The organism is Streptococcus sp. ALY_211 (assembly GCF_058314555.1).
In genome coordinates this window covers 33681-50594 of record NZ_JBZFUN010000006.1, presented here as the reverse complement: position 1 = coordinate 50594, position 16914 = coordinate 33681, and the positions used below count along the sequence as shown (strand labels likewise).

Genomic DNA, 16914 nt, shown 5'->3' with positions numbered 1-16914 from the left:
CCTATTTATTGAACATTTGCTTTATCGATAAGATCGAACAAGTCTTTCTTAGAATCATTCGGAACTTTACGAACATCGAACTCAACACCTAGATCACGCAACTTTTCAAAGGTTGCAACATCGTCTTTATCCATAGATAAGACATTATTAACCATCGTTTTTCCAGTTGAGTGAGCCATGGATCCGATATTCAGTTCCTTGATTGGAACTCCACCTTCGATAGCTTGAAGTGCCTCCTGTGGAGTTTCAAACAAAATGAGAGCATGCGTGTTACCAAAGCGTGGATCTTTAGCAGCCTCGATCAATTTCTTGATCGGAACAACATTAGCCCTAACACCATTTGGTGCTGCTTGCTTAATCAAATTTTTACGAAGATCATCCTGTGAAACTGCGTCAGATGCGACGATAATGCGATCAGCTTTAGAGAAGGGTGTCCAGTTAGTAGCAACTTGACCATGCAACAAGCGTGTGTCAACACGTGCGAGATTGATCTTAAGCTTACCATCGCCAATAACTGTTCCCTCAGGAATCGCTCCTTGAGGGCTAGCACTTTCAGCTGCTTGAGGAGCTGCCTCCTCAGCAGGACTGAGTTCTTCTGGAAGCGGCTTGATGCCTTCTTTAGCTTCCTTGATAATGTTAGCTGCGACAGCTTCAACCCCTGCATCCGCTGCCATGAGACGCTCTGTATAGGCCTGTATCAACATTGGCAAGTTGAGACCTGTAAGAATAGCCATTTTGCGCTCAGGATTATCTCCCATGATCCGGCTGGCTTGGTTGAAGGGTGAACCAGACCATAAATCAGCCAAGACCAAGATCTCATCGTCATCATCAAACTGAGCGATAGCCTCTTGGAAGTGGCTGTAGAGGTCGTCCGGCCCTTCGTTTGGCATGAAAGTAACAACCTGAACCTTTTCTTGCTCACCGAAAATCATAGAGCCAGATTGGTGGATACCTTCAGCAAACTTACCGTGGCTGGCAATAATAATACCGATACCCATTCTTGAATTTCCTCCTTATTTATAATAGTCGTAAAGATTCGCCATAATCTCATGACAACTTTTCTTTTTGAACCTTAGTGACGGTCAAGAACATTCTAATTGTAAAACGCTTTCAAAAAAATGTCAAGACAATTTGTAGGAAAAATTCTGATATTTTCAAAAATTACCATTTTCTACCAATTAATGACAAATTTGAACTGGTGGCAAGAGAGAAACTAGCCAGCTACTGAGTCAAAAGTTTATAATAAAACCAAAAAGACTGGGCGATTTTTTGCCCAGTCTCATAGCTGTAAGGTGTTATCGTCTTTTAACCAATGCCTTAAAGCGATGCTTTAAAATACTTCCAACGCTACTAGCCTTTCTCAAGCTTTCACGTGGGATATGTTGCTGAATCGCCTTCAGAGTTGCTCGACTATTGCGACTGGCAAAGCGCATAACACCATCGTGTTTAGTACGAATTTCAAAACGTGGAATATAGCGATTGCCGAAATAGGTGTCAGCGACTACATAGGTGATCTCATCCCAAGGAATTTGAATATAATCTTGTAACTTGGTGTCATTGTAAAACTCAAAGGCCACATCACCAACCATAATATTGCCATAGATTGGACCATTGCGGAACCAAGTCCCTTTGGAGGTAAGATCCATTTTTGAATTGAGTGATTTAACCATGTAGTATCTCCGCCTGATTACAAGACATTAATAGCGTGAAGTGCAATAGCAAGAACAAAGATTCCAATGATAATGACAATTGGAGAAACTTTTTTCTTGAGTAGGTACATACACAAGAAAGTCAGACCAAGGGCAGCAAGACCAGGGATCAATTGATCCAAGTTATCTTGTAAAGTAGTGACTTTATTAACATCTAAAGCCTTACCTTTACCTAAGTCATATTGGATCAATGCCTCTTTAATTCCCTTAGCACCAGAAGGGATTTTATCCCAATGAATATAGGCATCGTCTTGTTGTTTAACAGTGGAAACAATAGGTGTGAAGTTAATAGTAACCCAACGTTCGATAAGGGCACCGATAACGAACATACCCATCATAGAAGCGCCACGTGTCACCATCTGGAGAAGGTTTCCTGATAAGTCATCAGTAATTGTTGTACCTGCCCTGTAACCAAATTCTTGGGTATACCATTTGACAACTGCTGCCATGATGTTCCAAAGAACAAAGAAAAGAATTGGACCGATGACGCTACCTGAAATTGCCAAGCTAGCTCCAAGGGAAAGGAGGATTGGACGAAGGGTGAACCAAAAGAGTGGATCACCTGCACCAGCCAAAGGTCCCATCATACCGATTTTAACCCCAGAGACAGCGGCATCATCAACTTTGGCACCGTTAGCTCTTTCTTCTTCGAGAGCTAAGGTTACTCCAAAGATTGGGTTTGCCATAAAGGGATGTGTGTTGAAGAATTCTAAGTGGCGTTTAAGAGCGGCAGCACGATCTTCTTTTTTAGTGTAGAGTTTTTTGATCGCAGGGATAAGTGTATAAGCAACCCCACCATTTTGCATCCGCTCATAGTTGAAGGAGCTAAGCAGGAAGTATGAACGCAAGAATGTTTTGATACGATCTCTTTTTGTTAATGTAATTTTATTATCAGCCATAGTATTTTCTCCTCAATTAAAAGTCCTCAAGAATTTCACCAAGCGGATCACCTGAGCCACCACTGTTTGAAGAACCGTTTGAACCGCTACCTTCAAGGGCAAGGAACAAGACAGCTAGACAGACACCAATGATACCCAAACTGATCAAGGTCAACTCACTAATAGCGGCAAGTGCAAACCCAAGGAAGAAGAAGGGCCAGACTTCACGACTAGACATCATATTGATAACCATGGCATAACCGACAGCTACGACCATACCACCACCGATAGTCATTCCATCTTTGAGTAACTCAGGCATAGACTCGAGTCCTTTTTGCACGGTTTCGACTGGGATAAGCATCAAAAGAAGAGCTGGGATTGCCACACGCAGACCTTGAAGAGTCATACCGATGAAGTGCCATCTTTGGATAGCAGCTATGTCAGCCTCTTCAGCATGACTATCCATAATGTGAGCGATGAAGACCGTTGCTGTACGGACAAGCATAGTCAATCCAAGACCCGCAACAGCCAAAGGAACAGCCAAGGCGATGGCTGGACCAATTCCCTTAGCGCCTTCACCACCAAGGATCAGAATAATAGCAGAAGCAACACCAGCTAGTGAAGCATCGGGAGCCATAGCTGCCCCGACATTAGCCCAGCCCATGGTAATCAATTGCAAGCTACCACCGAGCATAACACCGAGCTCTAAGTGCCCTGTTACCAAGCCGATCAAAGAGCAGGCAACAACAGGTTGATAAGTTTCAATCTGGTCATTAACTGAGCTACAACCGACGATAAAGGCAACAATAACGACTAAAATAATTTGTATTGTACTCATTTATGTATCCTCCGGATTATTAGTTTTCTGAGAGTTTCTTTTCAGCAGATGCGACAAGTTCATCAATGTTGGCTGGACTATCACTTGGGACACCGCGAACGTCAAATGTCACACCCAGTGACTGCAATTCCTTGATGGCATCTACATCGGTTTGATCAAATGACAAAGCCTTAGTAACATTAACTTTACCGTCCTTGTAGGCAGATGAACCAAGGTTGATTTCCTTGACATCGACCCCAGCTTTGACAGCAGTCAGTGCATCTTCCACAGATTCAAAGAGAAGCATGGCACGTGTGTCCCCGAACCGAGGATCATTGTTAGCTTTAACCATATTTTCTACAGGGATAACATTAACACGAACGCCACTTGGGGCAGCCTGCTTGATCATATTTGAACGCAAGGTATCACGACAAACAGTGTCTGATACAACAATGATCCGATCCGGATTAGTTGAGCGTGTCCAGCCGGTTGCAACCTGACCGTGCAGCAAACGTGTATCAACACGTGCAAGCACGTACTCAATTTTACCATCACCCAGAACGGTTCCTTCAGGGATAGTTCCCTGAGGAGCTGAACTTTGAGCAGAAGGCTCAGAAGCAGAAGGTTCGTCCGGTGTCAGTTCGCTAGGAAGAATCTTAACGCCTTCTTTCGTTTCCTTGTAAATATTGGCGACAACAGCCTCAACTCCTGCATCCCCAGCCATCATTCGCTCTGTATAAGCCTGTATCAACATTGGCAGGTTGAGCCCCGTCATGATGGCCATCTTGCGATTAGGTGTTTCCTCCATGACACGACTGGCTTGGTTGAAGGGAGATCCAGACCACAAATCAGCCAAGACCAAGATGTCATCGTCATCATCAAATTGAGCAATAGCATCTTGGAAATGCTTGTAGAGGTCGTCCGGCCCTTCGTTTGGCATGAAAGTAACAACTTGAACCTTTTCTTGCTCACCGAAAATCATAGAGCCAGATTGGTGGATACCTTCAGCAAACTTACCATGGCTGGCAATAATAATACCGATACCCATTCTTAAAATTCCTCCTTTAAATTATTTCCATGGGATTCCTCACAATCTCCGAATTAATAACCTTTCTGCAGAACCCTATAGGTATTTAAGAACATTATAATTGTAAAACGCTTACAGATTTTTGTCAATATAATTGTCAGAAAAATATGAAAATTAGCAAAAGCCACCAAGATTTTACAGGGAATATTCCAATATTGAGACAGTAAAAAAGTCGAGAACGATAAGATTCTCGACTTTTGATAGATTTTGATAGATTTACAGGAACAACTCCTCTAACTGGCGAGCCACACCGTCTTCTTCATTGGTAAATTTAGTAACAAAGTCCGCATAGGGCAGTAAGATCTCATTAGCATTTTTCATAGCATAACTGCTGGAAGCGAGTGCTAGCATTTCTGTATCGTTGTGCTCATCTCCAAAAGCTATCAGATCACCAATGTCGGCGTTCAGTTCCTTGAGAAGGTGCTTAAGTGCAAAAGCTTTATTGACCCCCTTAGGTGAGAATTCCAAGATATTCATAGGACCACCCCAAGAATCGACTTCGACTTGATGGTCGAAATGCTGGCGGATTTGATCAGCCAGTTCATATTTATCTTGGGCACGTGTTTGCATGAGTAGGGCGTTAGGATCTCGTGTGATTTTTTCTGGAATGAGAGCCATCTGATCAATAATGGCTGGTACACCAAAAATCTCAGGGGGAATGCGATCACGATTATCCATGGTAATATAGAAGTTTTTACGGTACTCGCTGGCAAGAAAATCAATTTCAAAGGCTTCGTAGTTCTTAAGTGTCTCGAAAAGATAGTGTTTATCCACCTTGATATTGAGTTCCCCTGACCATTTGGTTTCAGGGATATGGGTGAGGGCGCCATTGAAGTTGATCATAGGGCCGGTGTGCCCCAGCAGATCATAGATCCCCTTAGCCATACGATAAGGACGGCCAGTAACAATGACAATCCGGTGACCCTGTGCTTCGATCGCTTTTAGAGTAGATAAGGTATACTCAGAGATAGTATTGTCGCTTTTAAGCAGTGTTCCATCTAAATCAAGTGCAATAATTTTCTTTGTCATAGAGTCATTATAACAAAAAAATGCCTAAAAAACTGGATGGCTTCAGCACCTGATCTGTAGGGATCAGCCAAAGTGAAAATCCTAAGAAAGTGCTTGACAAAAATAAAATAGGATCCTGCTTTTTCCTGCTCATTGTTAAGGAGAAAATGGGAAACAGCAGAGTTGAGGGAGGGGGTAATAAAAAACAGTAGTTGTTTTCCGAACGATTATAAGATATAATGTAATTATCGTTCTAAATTAGTGCTGATGAACGGTGAAGTAGTAGAAAGGATGTTTCCACAAAATGGAAAAATTGTTCAAATTAAGAGAGCATGGTACGGATGTTCGTACTGAAATCACGGCAGGTCTAACTACCTTTTTTGCCATGTCTTATATCCTCTTTGTCAACCCAGCTATGCTGAGCCAAACTGGTATGCCCCAACAAGGTGTTTTCTTGGCCACTATCTTAGGTGCGGTAGCTGGGACCCTGATGATGGCTTTTTATGCTAATCTTCCCTATGCTCAAGCACCGGGAATGGGACTCAATGCTTTCTTTACCTACACAGTGGTTTTCTCTCTAGGTTACAGCTGGCAGGAAGCTCTAGCTATGGTCTTTATCTGTGGCGTCATTTCTCTGGTTATTACCCTGACTAAGGTTCGCAAGATGATTATAGAATCTATTCCTAGCCAGATCAAATCAGCAATTTCAGCCGGTATCGGCGTTTTCTTGGCCTATGTTGGGATTAAAAACGCAGGCTTGCTCGAGTTCGCTATTGATCCAGGTAAATATACCGTCTCTGGTAAAGGAGCTGACAAAGCTCTGGCTTCAATCACTGCTAACTCTGGTGCTACGCCTAGCTTGGTGGCATTTAATTCTCCAGCTGTGATTCTGGCTTTGCTTGGTCTGCTGATTACCATCATCTTTATTGTTAAGAAAATACGTGGTGGTGTCATTCTTTCCATTGCCCTAACAACTCTTATCGGTATTGCTATAGGTGTGGTCGATCTCGGTACTGTGGACTGGCATGCTGCAAGTTTGGGACAATCCTTTAAAGACTTACAGAGTGTTTTTGGAGCTGCTTTGAGTAGCAAAGGACTGGGAGCCTTATTTGCTGATCCTTCTCGTCTACCAGGTGTGTTTATGGCTATTCTAGCCTTCTCATTGACGGACATCTTCGATACCATTGGAACCTTGATTGGGACAGGTGAAAAGGTTGGTATTGTTGCCACAACTGGAGATAATCATGAATCCACTGGACTTGACCGTGCCCTTTATTCAGATCTTGTTGGGACAACAGTTGGAGCTATTGCAGGAACCTCAAATGTGACAACCTATGTGGAGTCTGCCGCAGGTATTGGAGCTGGAGGTCGTACAGGGTTGACAGCGTTGGTGGTAGCAGCCTTATTTGCTGTCTCAAGTATCTTCAGTCCCTTGATTTCTATTGTTCCTAATGCTGCAACTGCACCAATTTTGATCATTGTTGGTGTGATGATGCTGTCTAATCTAAAGAGTATCAAATGGGACGATATCTCTGAGGCAATTCCAGCCTTCTTTACGTCAATTTTCATGGGCTTTGCTTACAGTATCACCTACGGGATTGCTGCTGGTTTCCTGACCTATACGCTCGTGAAAATCATTAAAGGAGAAGCTAAAGAAATTCATGCCATACTTTGGATTTTGGACATCCTCTTCATCCTCAATTTTGTCAGTCTAGCCATTCTTTAGTATAGTATAAGCACAAGAATAAGGGGCGGTAATCGATAATGCTAAAATGTGGATTTCCTTAGCTCTCTTATTTTAAGATCATGTCCGTAGCTTAAAAATCATCCATAAACTGTACAGAAGCAGTTTTCAGGATTTTGTAGCTACCTTAACCAAATATAGAAAAAAGCTGAGAATTTTTATCTCAGCTTTTTGTTTGTATTGTTAATGAAGAAATTTTCAGATTTTCCAGTCTTTAGGCACCTCCAGTAAAAAAATTGAAACTGTTTCAGCTTTTTTGGTATAATGGGATCATGTTTTATAGCCATAACGAAGAGGAATTGATAGCGATTGGCCGCCAAATAGGCTCTCATCTTAAACCAAGAGATGTTCTTATACTGACAGGAGAGCTAGGATCTGGCAAGACGACATTGACAAAAGGTATTGCTAAAAGTCTTGGCATTAACCAAATGATAAAAAGTCCTACCTATACGATCGTGCGAGAATATGAAGGTGAGTTACCACTATATCATTTAGATGTTTACCGTATTGGTGATGACCCTGATTCGATTGATCTTGACGAGTTTCTCTTTGCAGATGGTGTGACTATTATAGAATGGGGAGAGGTTCTGGAAAGCAGCTTGCCAGATGATTACCTTCAAATCATCATAGATAGACTAGACAATGGACGTCAGGTTTCCTTTCATCCTGCAGGTGCTAGATCGCAAATCTTATTGGAGGAGATCAGTGACGAGTCGAGAAGTTCTTATTGAAGAAGCCAGTTCTAGAGATGCTTCTGCCTTGGTAGACTTTCTAGCTAGACTTACCCAGGAGACTGACCTGATTTATAAAGAAGGCCCCTCCTTAGATGTGGAGCAGATGACAATATTTCTAAATCAAAGTGCAGAATCTTTAGGCTGTCTATGTCTTCTTGCCAAGATAGATGAGCATGTAGTTGGTCTCGTTAATGTTGTTGAGGAATCTGGCGCAATTGGGGATGTCTTTCTAGCAGTGGACCAAGACTATCGTGGTCAGGGATTAGGAAATCTCCTCATGGAAGTGATGCTAGATTGGGCTTTAGAAAGTGGTATCCTAGTGGGTTTACGTTTGACTGTCCAAGCTAGAAATACGGTTGCCCTTCATCTCTACAAAAAATTCGGTTTTGAATATGATCGGCTTCTAAAAAAGGCTATCTTAAGTAAAGAGGGCTTGCCCTTAGATGTCTATCAAATGAGTATGCAATTAAGTAAGGAATGATATGAAATTAGGAAGAAAAATTTTTTTGATGCTGACTGCTATTGTTGTGACTACCATGCTTGCTATAGCAGTTTATGGCGGTAGTTTTATCAACTTCTCCAATTTTGAGTTGGCTAAAACATTCGAGCAGTTTGGTAAGAGCAGCAATGCTATTGAAGAGTCAGAGCCTTTTTCAGTCTTACTCATGGGGGTAGATACTGGAGACTCCCATCGTAAAGAAACCTGGGAGGGAAACAGTGATACCATGCTCCTAGTCACCGTTAATCCTAAGACCAAGCAAACAACTATGACCAGTCTAGAGCGTGATATCTTAGTTGATTTATCAGATCAGGAAGGAACACAAGAACACGCCAAGCTCAATGCCGCCTATGCTAACGGGGGGACCAAAGAGGCGTTGAGTAGGATCGGTAACCTGTTAGACATTGATATTGATTACTATATGCAAGTCAACATGCAAGGGTTGGTGGATTTAGTTGACGCTGTTGGTGGCATCAAAGTAACCAATGAGTTTGATTTCCCAATCTCTATCGAAAAAAACGAACCTCAGCACACTGCTAAAGTGGAACCAGGAACCCATCATATTAATGGGGAGCAAGCTTTAGTTTACTCGCGGATGCGCTATGATGACCCTAAAGGGGACTATGGACGTCAGGAGCGGCAGCGTATAGTTATCCAAAAAGTGGTCGAAAAACTGCTCAACATGGGATCTAGCGTAGGAAATTACCAAAAAATTCTCAAAGCCATCAGTGCCAATATGAAGACGGATATTTCGCTTAACAGTAACAATCTTAACAACCTCTTGAAGTACCGTCAGGCCATTAAAAATGTTAAAACCTATCAATTACGTGGATCAGATGCTGAGATTGATGGGGGATCCTACCAAGTGGCAGACTTGGATGGCCTGCTTAAAATCCAAAATAGAATTAAAAAGCAACTGGGACTAAGCCTAGTGACTAAGGACAGCTTGAAGACCAATGCTGTCTTGTACGAAGAATTATACGGAAGTTACGGTAGTTCCAGCTCTCAAAGCAGTGAGGGTTCTAGTCAGAGTGGTGCTGATAATGTTACCCCTTACAGTGAAACAGCACCATCTTATAGTGCTCCATCTGAGTCCTACATAGCTCCAGCACCAAGTAGTCAGGCGCCGGCTTCATCGGTTCCTTCTTCTGGAGCAGCACCTAGCGCCCCGGCAACACCATAAAGAGAGTGGGACTCAATCAGTAAACCGTGAGAAAATCACGGTTTTTATTTACCTCGCTTTCCTATTTTTGGACTCGGAGTTCTGCCACTTTCTTATTTTTAGGTGGCAGGCTTTGGCAGTCTATCCCCAGACTGCCAAAGTCCACTGGAGCATTTTGACACTTGCTTTGCAAGCTCTATTTCCCGATTAAAAAGCTCTACTGGATCTTTGGAGGTCATCACTTGCATGGTACTTAAACAGTCCAGTGGACTGTTTAAGGGGCGCTTGAAAATAAGAATGCGCCCCAAGATAAGGACTGCCAATCAGCAGTGGTTCATTGGTACTAAAGCACCTAATGAACTGGGCAGGGGTAAGACTAAAGTTGGCATAGCCAATAAGTCTTACTCCCAACCACTGCGCCTAGCAAATAAAATTGACCATATAAATAAGGCTGAGAACTTTTGTCTCAGCCTCTTTAATGAAATTGCCTAATTAGTTTGCCATTTTTTGACTTGCTCCTGGATATTTGCCAAGCGAGTCTTGGCTTCTTGTCCAAAGACCTTAGTCTGATAATCAAGATCGTCTTTATAATGATTGATAAGATCAAGCTGCTGTTTAATAGTCGCTGTATTTTTTTGAATAGCTTGCCAATCCTTTTGAATAATCTGGAAAGTTTCTTGGATCTCTGAAAACTGAGCCCTTAGCTCTTTGCGGTGTTGGACAGCTTTGACGCCGCCGTAGCCCAAAAGGCCAATAGTTAATATACTTTTTAGTCTCATTGCATTACCTCTTCACTAATCAATGTTGCTAGCTGATTGAGAGCTTCAAAATCAGGTTCATGCTCAGTGAATTGGATAGAAATAGCATCTGTGTCATCATATCTTGGAATAAGATGAATATGCGCATGATAAACAGTTTGTCCAGCAGCCTCTTCATTATTGTTAAGAATATTGAGACCCTTGGCATTAGTGGCTGCTTTAACAGCGCGTGCTAGCCTAGGAATGCGAGCGAAAAGATCACCAGCAGTAGCCTCGTCCATATCCAGGACATTACGCACATGTGCTTTGGGGATGACTAAGGTATGCCCCTTGGTAGTCTGTGATATATCTAAAAAGGCCATCACAAGATCATCCTCATAAATTTTAGATGATGGAATTTCTCCAGCAACAATCTGGCAAAAAATACAATTATCCATACGGTAACTCCTCGATTTCAGAGTGGCGCATAGCACAGAGCTAGACTAGTTACAATGGCCATCTCTTTAAGATTTTTGTTATAATGATTATATCAAATTTTAGAGAGAATGATATGCTAAAAATAGACAAGATGACAGGTGGTTACCGCAATCTGCCTGTCTTAAAAGAGGTTACCTTCGCCGTTCCAGATGGACAGCTAGTTGGACTCATCGGATTAAATGGTGCAGGTAAGTCGACAACCATTAAGGAGATTATTGGCCTTTTGAGACCTTATCAAGGCCATATTTCTATTGATGAGCTCAGCCTAGACCAAGATAGTGAAGCTTACCGTAAGAAGATAGGTTATATCCCAGAAACGCCAAGTCTATACGAAGAATTGACACTTAAGGAGCATCTAGAGGTAGTCGCTATGTCTTACGATATACCTATCGAGCAGGCCATGCAAAGAGCCCAAGGCCTCTTGGAGACCTTTCGTCTAGCGGATAGACTGGAGTGGTATCCAGTGAATTTTTCCAAAGGAATGAAGCAAAAGGTGATGATTATCTGTGCCTTGATTGTGAACCCCAGATTATTGATTGTAGATGAGCCTTTCTTGGGACTCGATCCTATTGCGATCAATGATTTGACACATTTACTTGATCAAGCCAAACAAAAAGGAACAGCAATCTTGATGTCAACACATGTCCTAGATGCAGCAGAACGGATGTGTGATAGCTTTGTGATCCTGCACCAAGGAAAAGTCAGAGCACAGGGAAGCCTAGCAGATTTGAGAGACGATTTTGGACAAGCTAGCGCCAGTTTGAATGATATTTATATGGCATTGACTAAAGAGGTCTAGTGATGAAAGAATTATTTGCACAAAGACGTTTTGAATTTCATCAGCAATGTCTAAAGTATCTCCGCTATGTCTTTAATGACCATTTTACACTGGTACTGCTGATATTTTTGGGTTTTTTGCTGGTTCAGTACCAGCAGCTCTTGTCTCATTTTCCAACCAATCATGTCCCTGTATATCTATGTTTGGTAACCATTAGTTTGACCCTGCTTTGGCTGGGTCGGATTGCTACTTATTTGGAACCGGCTGATCAGGTCTTTATCTTAACCAAGGAAGCGCAGATATTAGAACAGGTCAGATTAGCGAAAAGGCGGACCTTTCTAATCTGGGGAAGTCTGCTTGTTCTCGTTTATCTTGCCTTGATGCCAGTCTTTTTAGTCCTTGGATTGACTAAGTTTGAATTTATGCTTTGCCTTGTGCTCATGCTGGTCTTGAAGGCTCTCGTTATTCACTTCAAAGGAAGACGTCTGGTTTCAGACAATCACTTGCAATGGGAAGAGGCGATAAATTTAGAAAATAGCCGCAAGCAGTCTATTTTAAAATTTTTTGCCCTTTTTACAACAGTAAAGGGGATTTCAACCAAGATAAAGCGCAGGGCCTACCTGGATCCCTTACTTAACCCCATTCCAAAGACAAGAACCACCCTATGGAAGCATTTGTTCTTACGAGCTTATCTGCGCAGTGGTGACTATTTTGGCCTGAGCTTACGTTTGCTAATCCTAAGTTTGCTGGCCATAATGCTTGTTGCTTCTCCTTTAATTGCAGCGGAGTTGGCTGTTTTGTTTGATTTTTTACTGCTCTTTCAGCTTCTGAGCCTTTATCAGCATTACGATTATCAGTATACGACCGAGCTATTTCCCGTTGGTACCAAGTACAAAAAAAAGCAATTTAAACAGGTCCTACGTAGTGTTCTCTACACTGTTTTGATCTTAGAGATGATCTGTCTACTACTTTTTGCTTTCTCTTGGCAAGCCCTGCTCGTGTTACTAGGAGTTGGTATTCTCTTAGTTGAGGTCTACTTGCCTTATAAACTAAAGAAGGTCATTGACGAGCTATCATAAAACAAGTAAAATAGTAAAACAATCAGTGAAAATACCAGAAAGGAGCTACTGTGTCTAACAACGAATCAGATTTGACCCTAAAACCTTTAAGGGGAAAGAGTGGAAAAGCCTATGTAGGGACCTATCCTAATGGTAATCGTGTATTTGTTAAAATGAATACCACTCCGATTCTTGCTGCTCTGGCAAAAGAGCAGATTGCTCCTCAGCTCTTATGGGCCAAGCGCATGGCAAATGGTGATGTGATGAGTGCGCAAGAGTGGTTGAATGGCCGTATTCTCAATAAGCAGGATATGAGCAGTAAGCAGATTATTAATATCCTTCTGCGCATGCACCGCTCACGCCCCTTGGTCAATCAATTATCTCAGCTCAATTATCGTGTGGAAAAGCCTATAGATCTGCTAGCTGATTGGGAAAACAATGCTCCTGAGCAGCTTAGAGCTAACTCTTTTATCCAATTTATCATTCATGATCTGCGTACTCATCTTCCAGAGTTTGACCGAGACAAAGCGACTATTGTGCATGGAGACCTGCGTCATAGCAACTGGGTCATTACGACAACAGGTGTCATTTACTTGGTTGATTGGGACTCTGTCAGATTGACCGATCGCATGTATGATGTGGCCTATATTCTGAGCCACTATATCCCTCATGCTCATTGGAACGAATGGCTCAGCTACTATGGCTATAAGAAAAATGATCTAGTCATGAGCAAGATAGCTTGGTATGGCCAGCTATCCTTTCTTATGCAAGTCCTCAAATGTTATGATGAGAATGATATGGAACATGTTAATCAAGAGATTTATGATCTGCGCAAGTTCCGTGAGATGGTTGGTGAAAGTCAATGAGGGTACGAAAGCGCAAAGGAGCTGAAGAGTATCTTGCCACTAACAGCCATATCGTAATTGATAATCCAGAGGACATTAAAGGCAAGTGGCATGAGATTTTTGGCAATACAAACCCAATCCATATCGAAGTTGGATCAGGCAAGGGAGCCTTTATCACTGGTATGGCAGCAGCTCATCCAGAAATCAACTATATCGGCATTGATATTCAGTTATCAGTGCTCAGCTATGCTCTAGATAAGGTCCTTGAAAGTGATTTGAACAATATTCGTCTTTTGCGAGTCGATGGCTCAAGCCTGACCAATTACTTTGACAATCATGAGATAGATCTGCTCTATCTTAATTTCTCAGATCCTTGGCCTAAGAAAAAACACGCTAAGCGTCGCTTGACCTACAAAACCTTTCTGGATACCTACAAGCAGATTTTACCAGAAGGGGGAGAGATTCATTTTAAAACGGATAACAGAGGTTTATTTGAATATAGCTTGGCAAGTTTCTCACAATATGGTATGATTTTGAAACAGGTCTGGTTAGACTTGCACGCTAGCGACTACCAGGGCAATATCATGACAGAATATGAGAAAAAGTTCTCAGACAAGGGTCAGGTTATTTACCGAGTCGAAGCCAAATTTCAATAATAATTTTGGGTAAGGGATGTCCCTGCCCTCAAATATGGAGAGGTCGCATAGTGGCCGAGTGCGCACGCTTGGAAAGCGTGTAGTCCTTAACGGGGCTCGGGGGTTCGAATCCCCTCCTCTCCTTATCTTTTTTGATACAAGTGTTGAGCATGAATCCAAAATGCTAGACAAATAACGTCAAGGATAAGCGTAATGATGGTTATTGACAATCTTTCTTGCATATCCTGATACTTTTTGCTATACTATCTAAAGAGTAAGACATATCGAAAAGGAGGCGAAGTGGTAACTTCGCCTCTTAATGTGTATGCAACTTGTTTTCTTATAAGAACTAGGAAGTTGAGGTAATTATTATCAGTAGTCATTCGATTCCAGATATTGTTACAGATGTAGTCGCTCCTGTTATTCCTGAACCCTTTGAATTAGTCGACCTTGTCTATGAGAAATTAGGGGGAGATTATGTGCTCTCAATTTTAGTCGACAAGCCTGGAGGAATTACGGTAGAAGATACAGCAGAGTTGACAGACATTATTAGTCCCCTTCTGGACACTATCGATCCAGACCCTTTTCCAGATCAGTACATGCTAGAAATTTCGAGCCCTGGCTTAGAACGTCCACTCAAGACAGCTGAAAGTTTAGAAGCGGCTGTTGGTTCTTATATCAATGTCAGTCTTTACAAGGCGATTGACAAGGTAAAAACCTTTGAGGGAGACTTGCTTGCCTTTGACGGTGAAACGTTGACCCTTAGCTATAAAGATAAGACAAGACAAAAAACAGTTGAGATTCCCTATCAGACCGTTGCCAAGGCGCGTATGGCAGTCAAGCTGTAGCGTTGATATGAATGTGGTATCTGAAAGGGCCTAACCTCTCAGTAAGTCTAAGAATTAGAAAGGACACAAGGCTTTCCTTTAAGGAAAGAAAAAATCACTATGAGCAAAGAAATGCTAGAAGCCTTCCGCATTTTGGAAGAAGAGAAACACATTGATAAAAATGACATCATCGATGCTGTAACAGAATCCCTGAAATCAGCTTATAAGCGTCGCTATGGCCAATCAGAAAGCTGTGAAGTGGAATTTAATGAAAACACTGGGGACTTTCAAGTTTACAGTGTACGAGAAGTTGTTGAAGAGGTATTTGACAGCCGTCTTGAAATCAGCCTATCAGAAGCTTTGAAAATCAGCTCTGCTTATGAACTTGGAGACAAGATTCGCTTCGAGGAGCCAGTCAAAGAGTTTGGTCGTGTAGCGGCCCAATCAGCTAAACAAACAATTATGGAAAAAATGCGCCGTCAGATGCGTGAAGTTACTTATAACGAGTACAAAGAGCATGAAGGTGAGATCATGACAGGTACGGTTGAGCGTTTTGACCAGCGCTTCATCTACGTCAATCTTGGCTCTATCGAAGCCCAGTTATCTCATCAGGATCAAATTCCAGGTGAATCCTTTAAATCACATGACCGTATCGAAGTTTATGTCTACAAGGTGGAAAATAACCCTAGAGGTGTCAATGTATTCGTGAGCCGCAGCCATCCTCAATTCATAAAACGCATTATGGAGCAAGAAATCCCTGAAGTTTTCGATGGTACTGTCGAGATCATGAGTGTCTCTCGTGAAGCAGGCGATCGTACCAAGGTAGCTGTTCGCAGTCATAATCCTAATGTAGATGCCATTGGTACGATTGTCGGTCGTGGCGGGGCTAATATCAAGAAAGTTGTGAGCAAGTTCCACCCTATGCGTATAGACAGTAGAACGGGTCTTGAGATTCCAGTCGAAGAAAATATCGACGTTATCCAATGGGTAGAAGATCCGGCAGAATTCATCTACAATGCTATTGCGCCTGCCGAAGTGGATTATGTGATCTTTGATGATGAAAACAGTAAGCATGCGACAGTCGTCGTGCCTGATAGTAAGTTATCACTAGCTATCGGACGTCGTGGACAAAACGTCCGTCTGGCTGCTCATCTGACTGGCTATCGCATTGACATTAAGTCAGCTAGCGAGTATGAAGCAATGGAAGAAGAGCTAGAAAGAGAAACCATCGTCGAAACAGCAAATGCCTCAGATGTGGCAGCTGAAACTGACGACCAAGAGTAAGCCTAATAAAGGAAGGTGTTTGATGGCTAAAACAAGAAAAATACCTTTGAGAAAATCAGTTGTATCAGGTGAATTGATCGATAAGCGGGACTTACTTCGCATTGTTAAAAATAAAGACGGTGAGATATTTATCGATCCGACTGGTAAAAAAAATGGGCGAGGCGCCTACATCAAATTGGATAATGAAGAAGCCCAGCTAGCTAAGAAAAAGCGTGTCTTTAATCATAGCTTTTCCATGGACGTCCCAGAGGATTTTTATGATGAATTGATTGCTTATGTTGATCATAAGCTAAAAAGAAGAGAGCTCGGTCTTGAATAATCACGAAAAATTATCCAATTTATTAGGTATCGCTCAACGAGCAGGAGCAGTAACATCTGGTGAAGACTTTGTACTAAAGGCTGTGCAAACCCATAAAGCCAAGCTAGTCTTTCTAGCTGATGATGCCGCTTCTAACCTGACAAAAAAAATAACTGATAAATGTCACTATTATGATATAGAAGTCTCCACAGTGTTTACAACACTGGAATTAAGTGGCGCCATTGGTCGAGCCCGTAAGGTCTTGGCTGTGACGGACACTGGATTTGCAAAGAAAATGAGGACTCTTATGGATTAA

The 16914-nt window shown here is 42.1% G+C and carries 21 protein-coding genes and 1 tRNA gene; 14 read left to right on the top strand and 8 right to left on the bottom strand.

The window, feature by feature from the left end:
* Positions 1-5: 5 nt before the first annotated feature.
* The 6 genes from AC4HAJ_RS06440 to AC4HAJ_RS06415 all read right to left on the bottom strand — a co-directional run bounded on the left by AC4HAJ_RS06440 (position 6) and on the right by AC4HAJ_RS06415 (position 5520).
* Positions 6-998 carry a PTS sugar transporter subunit IIB gene (locus AC4HAJ_RS06440; protein WP_491079340.1) on the bottom strand — a complete coding sequence of 331 codons (993 nt, stop codon included), beginning with the start codon at positions 996-998 and terminating at the stop codon, positions 6-8.
* A 297-nt stretch (positions 999-1295) separates the two neighbouring features.
* Positions 1296-1670, bottom strand: a complete 375-nt coding sequence (locus tag AC4HAJ_RS06435) for a DUF956 family protein (RefSeq protein WP_491079339.1) — start codon at positions 1668-1670, stop codon at positions 1296-1298.
* A gap of 17 nt (positions 1671-1687) precedes the next feature.
* Entirely contained in the window at positions 1688-2608 is a 921-nt protein-coding gene (locus AC4HAJ_RS06430) for a PTS system mannose/fructose/sorbose family transporter subunit IID (protein WP_491079338.1), read from the bottom strand.
* Positions 2609-2624: 16 nt separating this feature from the next.
* Positions 2625-3425 (bottom strand): PTS mannose/fructose/sorbose transporter subunit IIC, encoded by an 801-nt coding sequence (locus AC4HAJ_RS06425; protein ID WP_491079337.1) that lies wholly within the window; start codon positions 3423-3425, stop codon positions 2625-2627.
* 19 nt (positions 3426-3444) lie between these two features.
* Positions 3445-4452: a PTS sugar transporter subunit IIB gene (locus tag AC4HAJ_RS06420; protein ID WP_491079336.1), complete on the bottom strand. Its 1008-nt coding sequence runs from the start codon at positions 4450-4452 to the stop codon at positions 3445-3447.
* A 255-nt stretch (positions 4453-4707) separates the two neighbouring features.
* Entirely contained in the window at positions 4708-5520 is an 813-nt protein-coding gene (locus AC4HAJ_RS06415; RefSeq protein WP_491079335.1) for a Cof-type HAD-IIB family hydrolase, read from the bottom strand.
* Between the two features lie 283 nt (positions 5521-5803).
* On the opposite strand from AC4HAJ_RS06415, the gene AC4HAJ_RS06410 reads away from it, so the two are divergent.
* From AC4HAJ_RS06410 to AC4HAJ_RS06390, 5 genes are all read left to right on the top strand, one after another.
* Positions 5804-7225, top strand: a complete 1422-nt coding sequence (locus AC4HAJ_RS06410; RefSeq protein ID WP_491079334.1) for an NCS2 family permease — start codon at positions 5804-5806, stop codon at positions 7223-7225.
* A gap of 290 nt (positions 7226-7515) precedes the next feature.
* Positions 7516-7974, top strand: coding sequence for a tRNA (adenosine(37)-N6)-threonylcarbamoyltransferase complex ATPase subunit type 1 TsaE (tsaE, locus tag AC4HAJ_RS06405; RefSeq protein ID WP_491079333.1), 459 nt, complete (start codon positions 7516-7518; stop codon positions 7972-7974).
* Positions 7949-8458: a GNAT family N-acetyltransferase gene (locus AC4HAJ_RS06400; protein ID WP_491079332.1), complete on the top strand. Its 510-nt coding sequence runs from the start codon at positions 7949-7951 to the stop codon at positions 8456-8458. Before tsaE ends, AC4HAJ_RS06400 begins: the two co-directional genes overlap by 26 nt.
* A 1-nt stretch (position 8459) precedes the next feature.
* A complete protein-coding gene (gene lytR / locus AC4HAJ_RS06395; RefSeq protein ID WP_491079331.1) occupies positions 8460-9659 on the top strand; it encodes a glycopolymer--peptidoglycan transferase LytR in 1200 nt (399 codons plus the stop codon).
* A gap of 225 nt (positions 9660-9884) precedes the next feature.
* Positions 9885-10130: a hypothetical protein gene (locus AC4HAJ_RS06390; RefSeq protein ID WP_491079330.1), complete on the top strand. Its 246-nt coding sequence runs from the start codon at positions 9885-9887 to the stop codon at positions 10128-10130.
* Here AC4HAJ_RS06390 and AC4HAJ_RS06385 read toward each other — a convergent pair.
* Together AC4HAJ_RS06385 and AC4HAJ_RS06380 are read right to left on the bottom strand one after the other, a co-directional pair.
* Positions 10127-10417: a hypothetical protein gene (locus AC4HAJ_RS06385; RefSeq protein WP_491079329.1), complete on the bottom strand. Its 291-nt coding sequence runs from the start codon at positions 10415-10417 to the stop codon at positions 10127-10129. The two genes, AC4HAJ_RS06390 and AC4HAJ_RS06385, sit on opposite strands and share 4 nt — an antisense overlap.
* The gene (locus AC4HAJ_RS06380) at positions 10414-10833 is read right to left on the bottom strand and encodes an HIT family protein (RefSeq protein ID WP_491079328.1); all 420 of its coding nucleotides are present in this window, start codon (positions 10831-10833) and stop codon (positions 10414-10416) included. The genes AC4HAJ_RS06385 and AC4HAJ_RS06380 overlap by 4 nt, the downstream gene beginning before the upstream one ends.
* Positions 10834-10946: 113 nt before the next feature.
* Here AC4HAJ_RS06380 and AC4HAJ_RS06375 point away from each other — a divergent pair, with 113 nt between their 5' ends.
* The 9 genes from AC4HAJ_RS06375 to AC4HAJ_RS06335 all read left to right on the top strand — a co-directional run bounded on the left by AC4HAJ_RS06375 (position 10947) and on the right by AC4HAJ_RS06335 (position 16914).
* Complete coding sequence (locus AC4HAJ_RS06375; RefSeq protein WP_491079327.1) at positions 10947-11672, top strand: ABC transporter ATP-binding protein; 726 nt, start codon at positions 10947-10949, stop codon at positions 11670-11672.
* A gap of 2 nt (positions 11673-11674) precedes the next feature.
* Positions 11675-12730, top strand: a complete 1056-nt coding sequence (locus tag AC4HAJ_RS06370) for an ABC transporter permease (RefSeq protein WP_491079326.1) — start codon at positions 11675-11677, stop codon at positions 12728-12730.
* 50 nt (positions 12731-12780) lie between these two features.
* On the top strand, positions 12781-13575 hold the full coding sequence (gene ccrZ, locus AC4HAJ_RS06365) for a cell cycle regulator CcrZ (protein WP_491079325.1): 795 nt from the start codon (positions 12781-12783) through the stop codon (positions 13573-13575).
* Entirely contained in the window at positions 13572-14210 is a 639-nt protein-coding gene (gene trmB / locus AC4HAJ_RS06360) for a tRNA (guanosine(46)-N7)-methyltransferase TrmB (RefSeq protein ID WP_491079324.1), read from the top strand. The genes ccrZ and trmB overlap by 4 nt, the downstream gene beginning before the upstream one ends.
* 36 nt (positions 14211-14246) lie before the next feature.
* A tRNA-Ser gene (locus AC4HAJ_RS06355) sits at positions 14247-14333 on the top strand.
* Positions 14334-14554: 221 nt separating this feature from the next.
* Positions 14555-15037, top strand: coding sequence for a ribosome maturation factor RimP (gene rimP, locus AC4HAJ_RS06350; protein ID WP_491079376.1), 483 nt, complete (start codon positions 14555-14557; stop codon positions 15035-15037).
* Between the two features lie 99 nt (positions 15038-15136).
* The gene (nusA, locus tag AC4HAJ_RS06345) at positions 15137-16300 is read left to right on the top strand and encodes a transcription termination factor NusA (RefSeq protein ID WP_491079323.1); all 1164 of its coding nucleotides are present in this window, start codon (positions 15137-15139) and stop codon (positions 16298-16300) included.
* A 22-nt stretch (positions 16301-16322) separates the two neighbouring features.
* Positions 16323-16619: an RNase P modulator RnpM gene (rnpM, locus tag AC4HAJ_RS06340; RefSeq protein ID WP_491079322.1), complete on the top strand. Its 297-nt coding sequence runs from the start codon at positions 16323-16325 to the stop codon at positions 16617-16619.
* On the top strand, positions 16612-16914 hold the full coding sequence (locus AC4HAJ_RS06335; RefSeq protein ID WP_491079321.1) for a YlxQ-related RNA-binding protein: 303 nt from the start codon (positions 16612-16614) through the stop codon (positions 16912-16914). The genes rnpM and AC4HAJ_RS06335 overlap by 8 nt, the downstream gene beginning before the upstream one ends.

What these genes read in the sequence shown, in the direction of transcription:
- AC4HAJ_RS06390 (WP_491079330.1), top strand. Translation starts at nt 9,885, where the DNA reads ATGGTACTTAAACAGTCCAGTGGACTGTTTAAGGGGCGCTTGAAAATA.
- rnpM (WP_491079322.1), top strand. Translation starts at nt 16,323, where the DNA reads ATGGCTAAAACAAGAAAAATACCTTTGAGAAAATCAGTTGTATCAGGT.
- AC4HAJ_RS06435 (WP_491079339.1), bottom strand. Translation starts at nt 1,670, where the DNA reads ATGGTTAAATCACTCAATTCAAAAATGGATCTTACCTCCAAAGGGACT.
- AC4HAJ_RS06380 (WP_491079328.1), bottom strand. Translation starts at nt 10,833, where the DNA reads ATGGATAATTGTATTTTTTGCCAGATTGTTGCTGGAGAAATTCCATCA.
- tsaE (WP_491079333.1), top strand. Translation starts at nt 7,516, where the DNA reads ATGTTTTATAGCCATAACGAAGAGGAATTGATAGCGATTGGCCGCCAA.
- AC4HAJ_RS06385 (WP_491079329.1), bottom strand. Translation starts at nt 10,417, where the DNA reads ATGAGACTAAAAAGTATATTAACTATTGGCCTTTTGGGCTACGGCGGC.
- AC4HAJ_RS06430 (WP_491079338.1), bottom strand. Translation starts at nt 2,608, where the DNA reads ATGGCTGATAATAAAATTACATTAACAAAAAGAGATCGTATCAAAACA.
- AC4HAJ_RS06420 (WP_491079336.1), bottom strand. Translation starts at nt 4,452, where the DNA reads ATGGGTATCGGTATTATTATTGCCAGCCATGGTAAGTTTGCTGAAGGT.
- AC4HAJ_RS06425 (WP_491079337.1), bottom strand. Translation starts at nt 3,425, where the DNA reads ATGAGTACAATACAAATTATTTTAGTCGTTATTGTTGCCTTTATCGTC.
- nusA (WP_491079323.1), top strand. Translation starts at nt 15,137, where the DNA reads ATGAGCAAAGAAATGCTAGAAGCCTTCCGCATTTTGGAAGAAGAGAAA.
- AC4HAJ_RS06375 (WP_491079327.1), top strand. Translation starts at nt 10,947, where the DNA reads ATGCTAAAAATAGACAAGATGACAGGTGGTTACCGCAATCTGCCTGTC.
- AC4HAJ_RS06370 (WP_491079326.1), top strand. Translation starts at nt 11,675, where the DNA reads ATGAAAGAATTATTTGCACAAAGACGTTTTGAATTTCATCAGCAATGT.
- lytR (WP_491079331.1), top strand. Translation starts at nt 8,460, where the DNA reads ATGAAATTAGGAAGAAAAATTTTTTTGATGCTGACTGCTATTGTTGTG.
- trmB (WP_491079324.1), top strand. Translation starts at nt 13,572, where the DNA reads ATGAGGGTACGAAAGCGCAAAGGAGCTGAAGAGTATCTTGCCACTAAC.
- AC4HAJ_RS06410 (WP_491079334.1), top strand. Translation starts at nt 5,804, where the DNA reads ATGGAAAAATTGTTCAAATTAAGAGAGCATGGTACGGATGTTCGTACT.
- AC4HAJ_RS06415 (WP_491079335.1), bottom strand. Translation starts at nt 5,520, where the DNA reads ATGACAAAGAAAATTATTGCACTTGATTTAGATGGAACACTGCTTAAA.
- AC4HAJ_RS06440 (WP_491079340.1), bottom strand. Translation starts at nt 998, where the DNA reads ATGGGTATCGGTATTATTATTGCCAGCCACGGTAAGTTTGCTGAAGGT.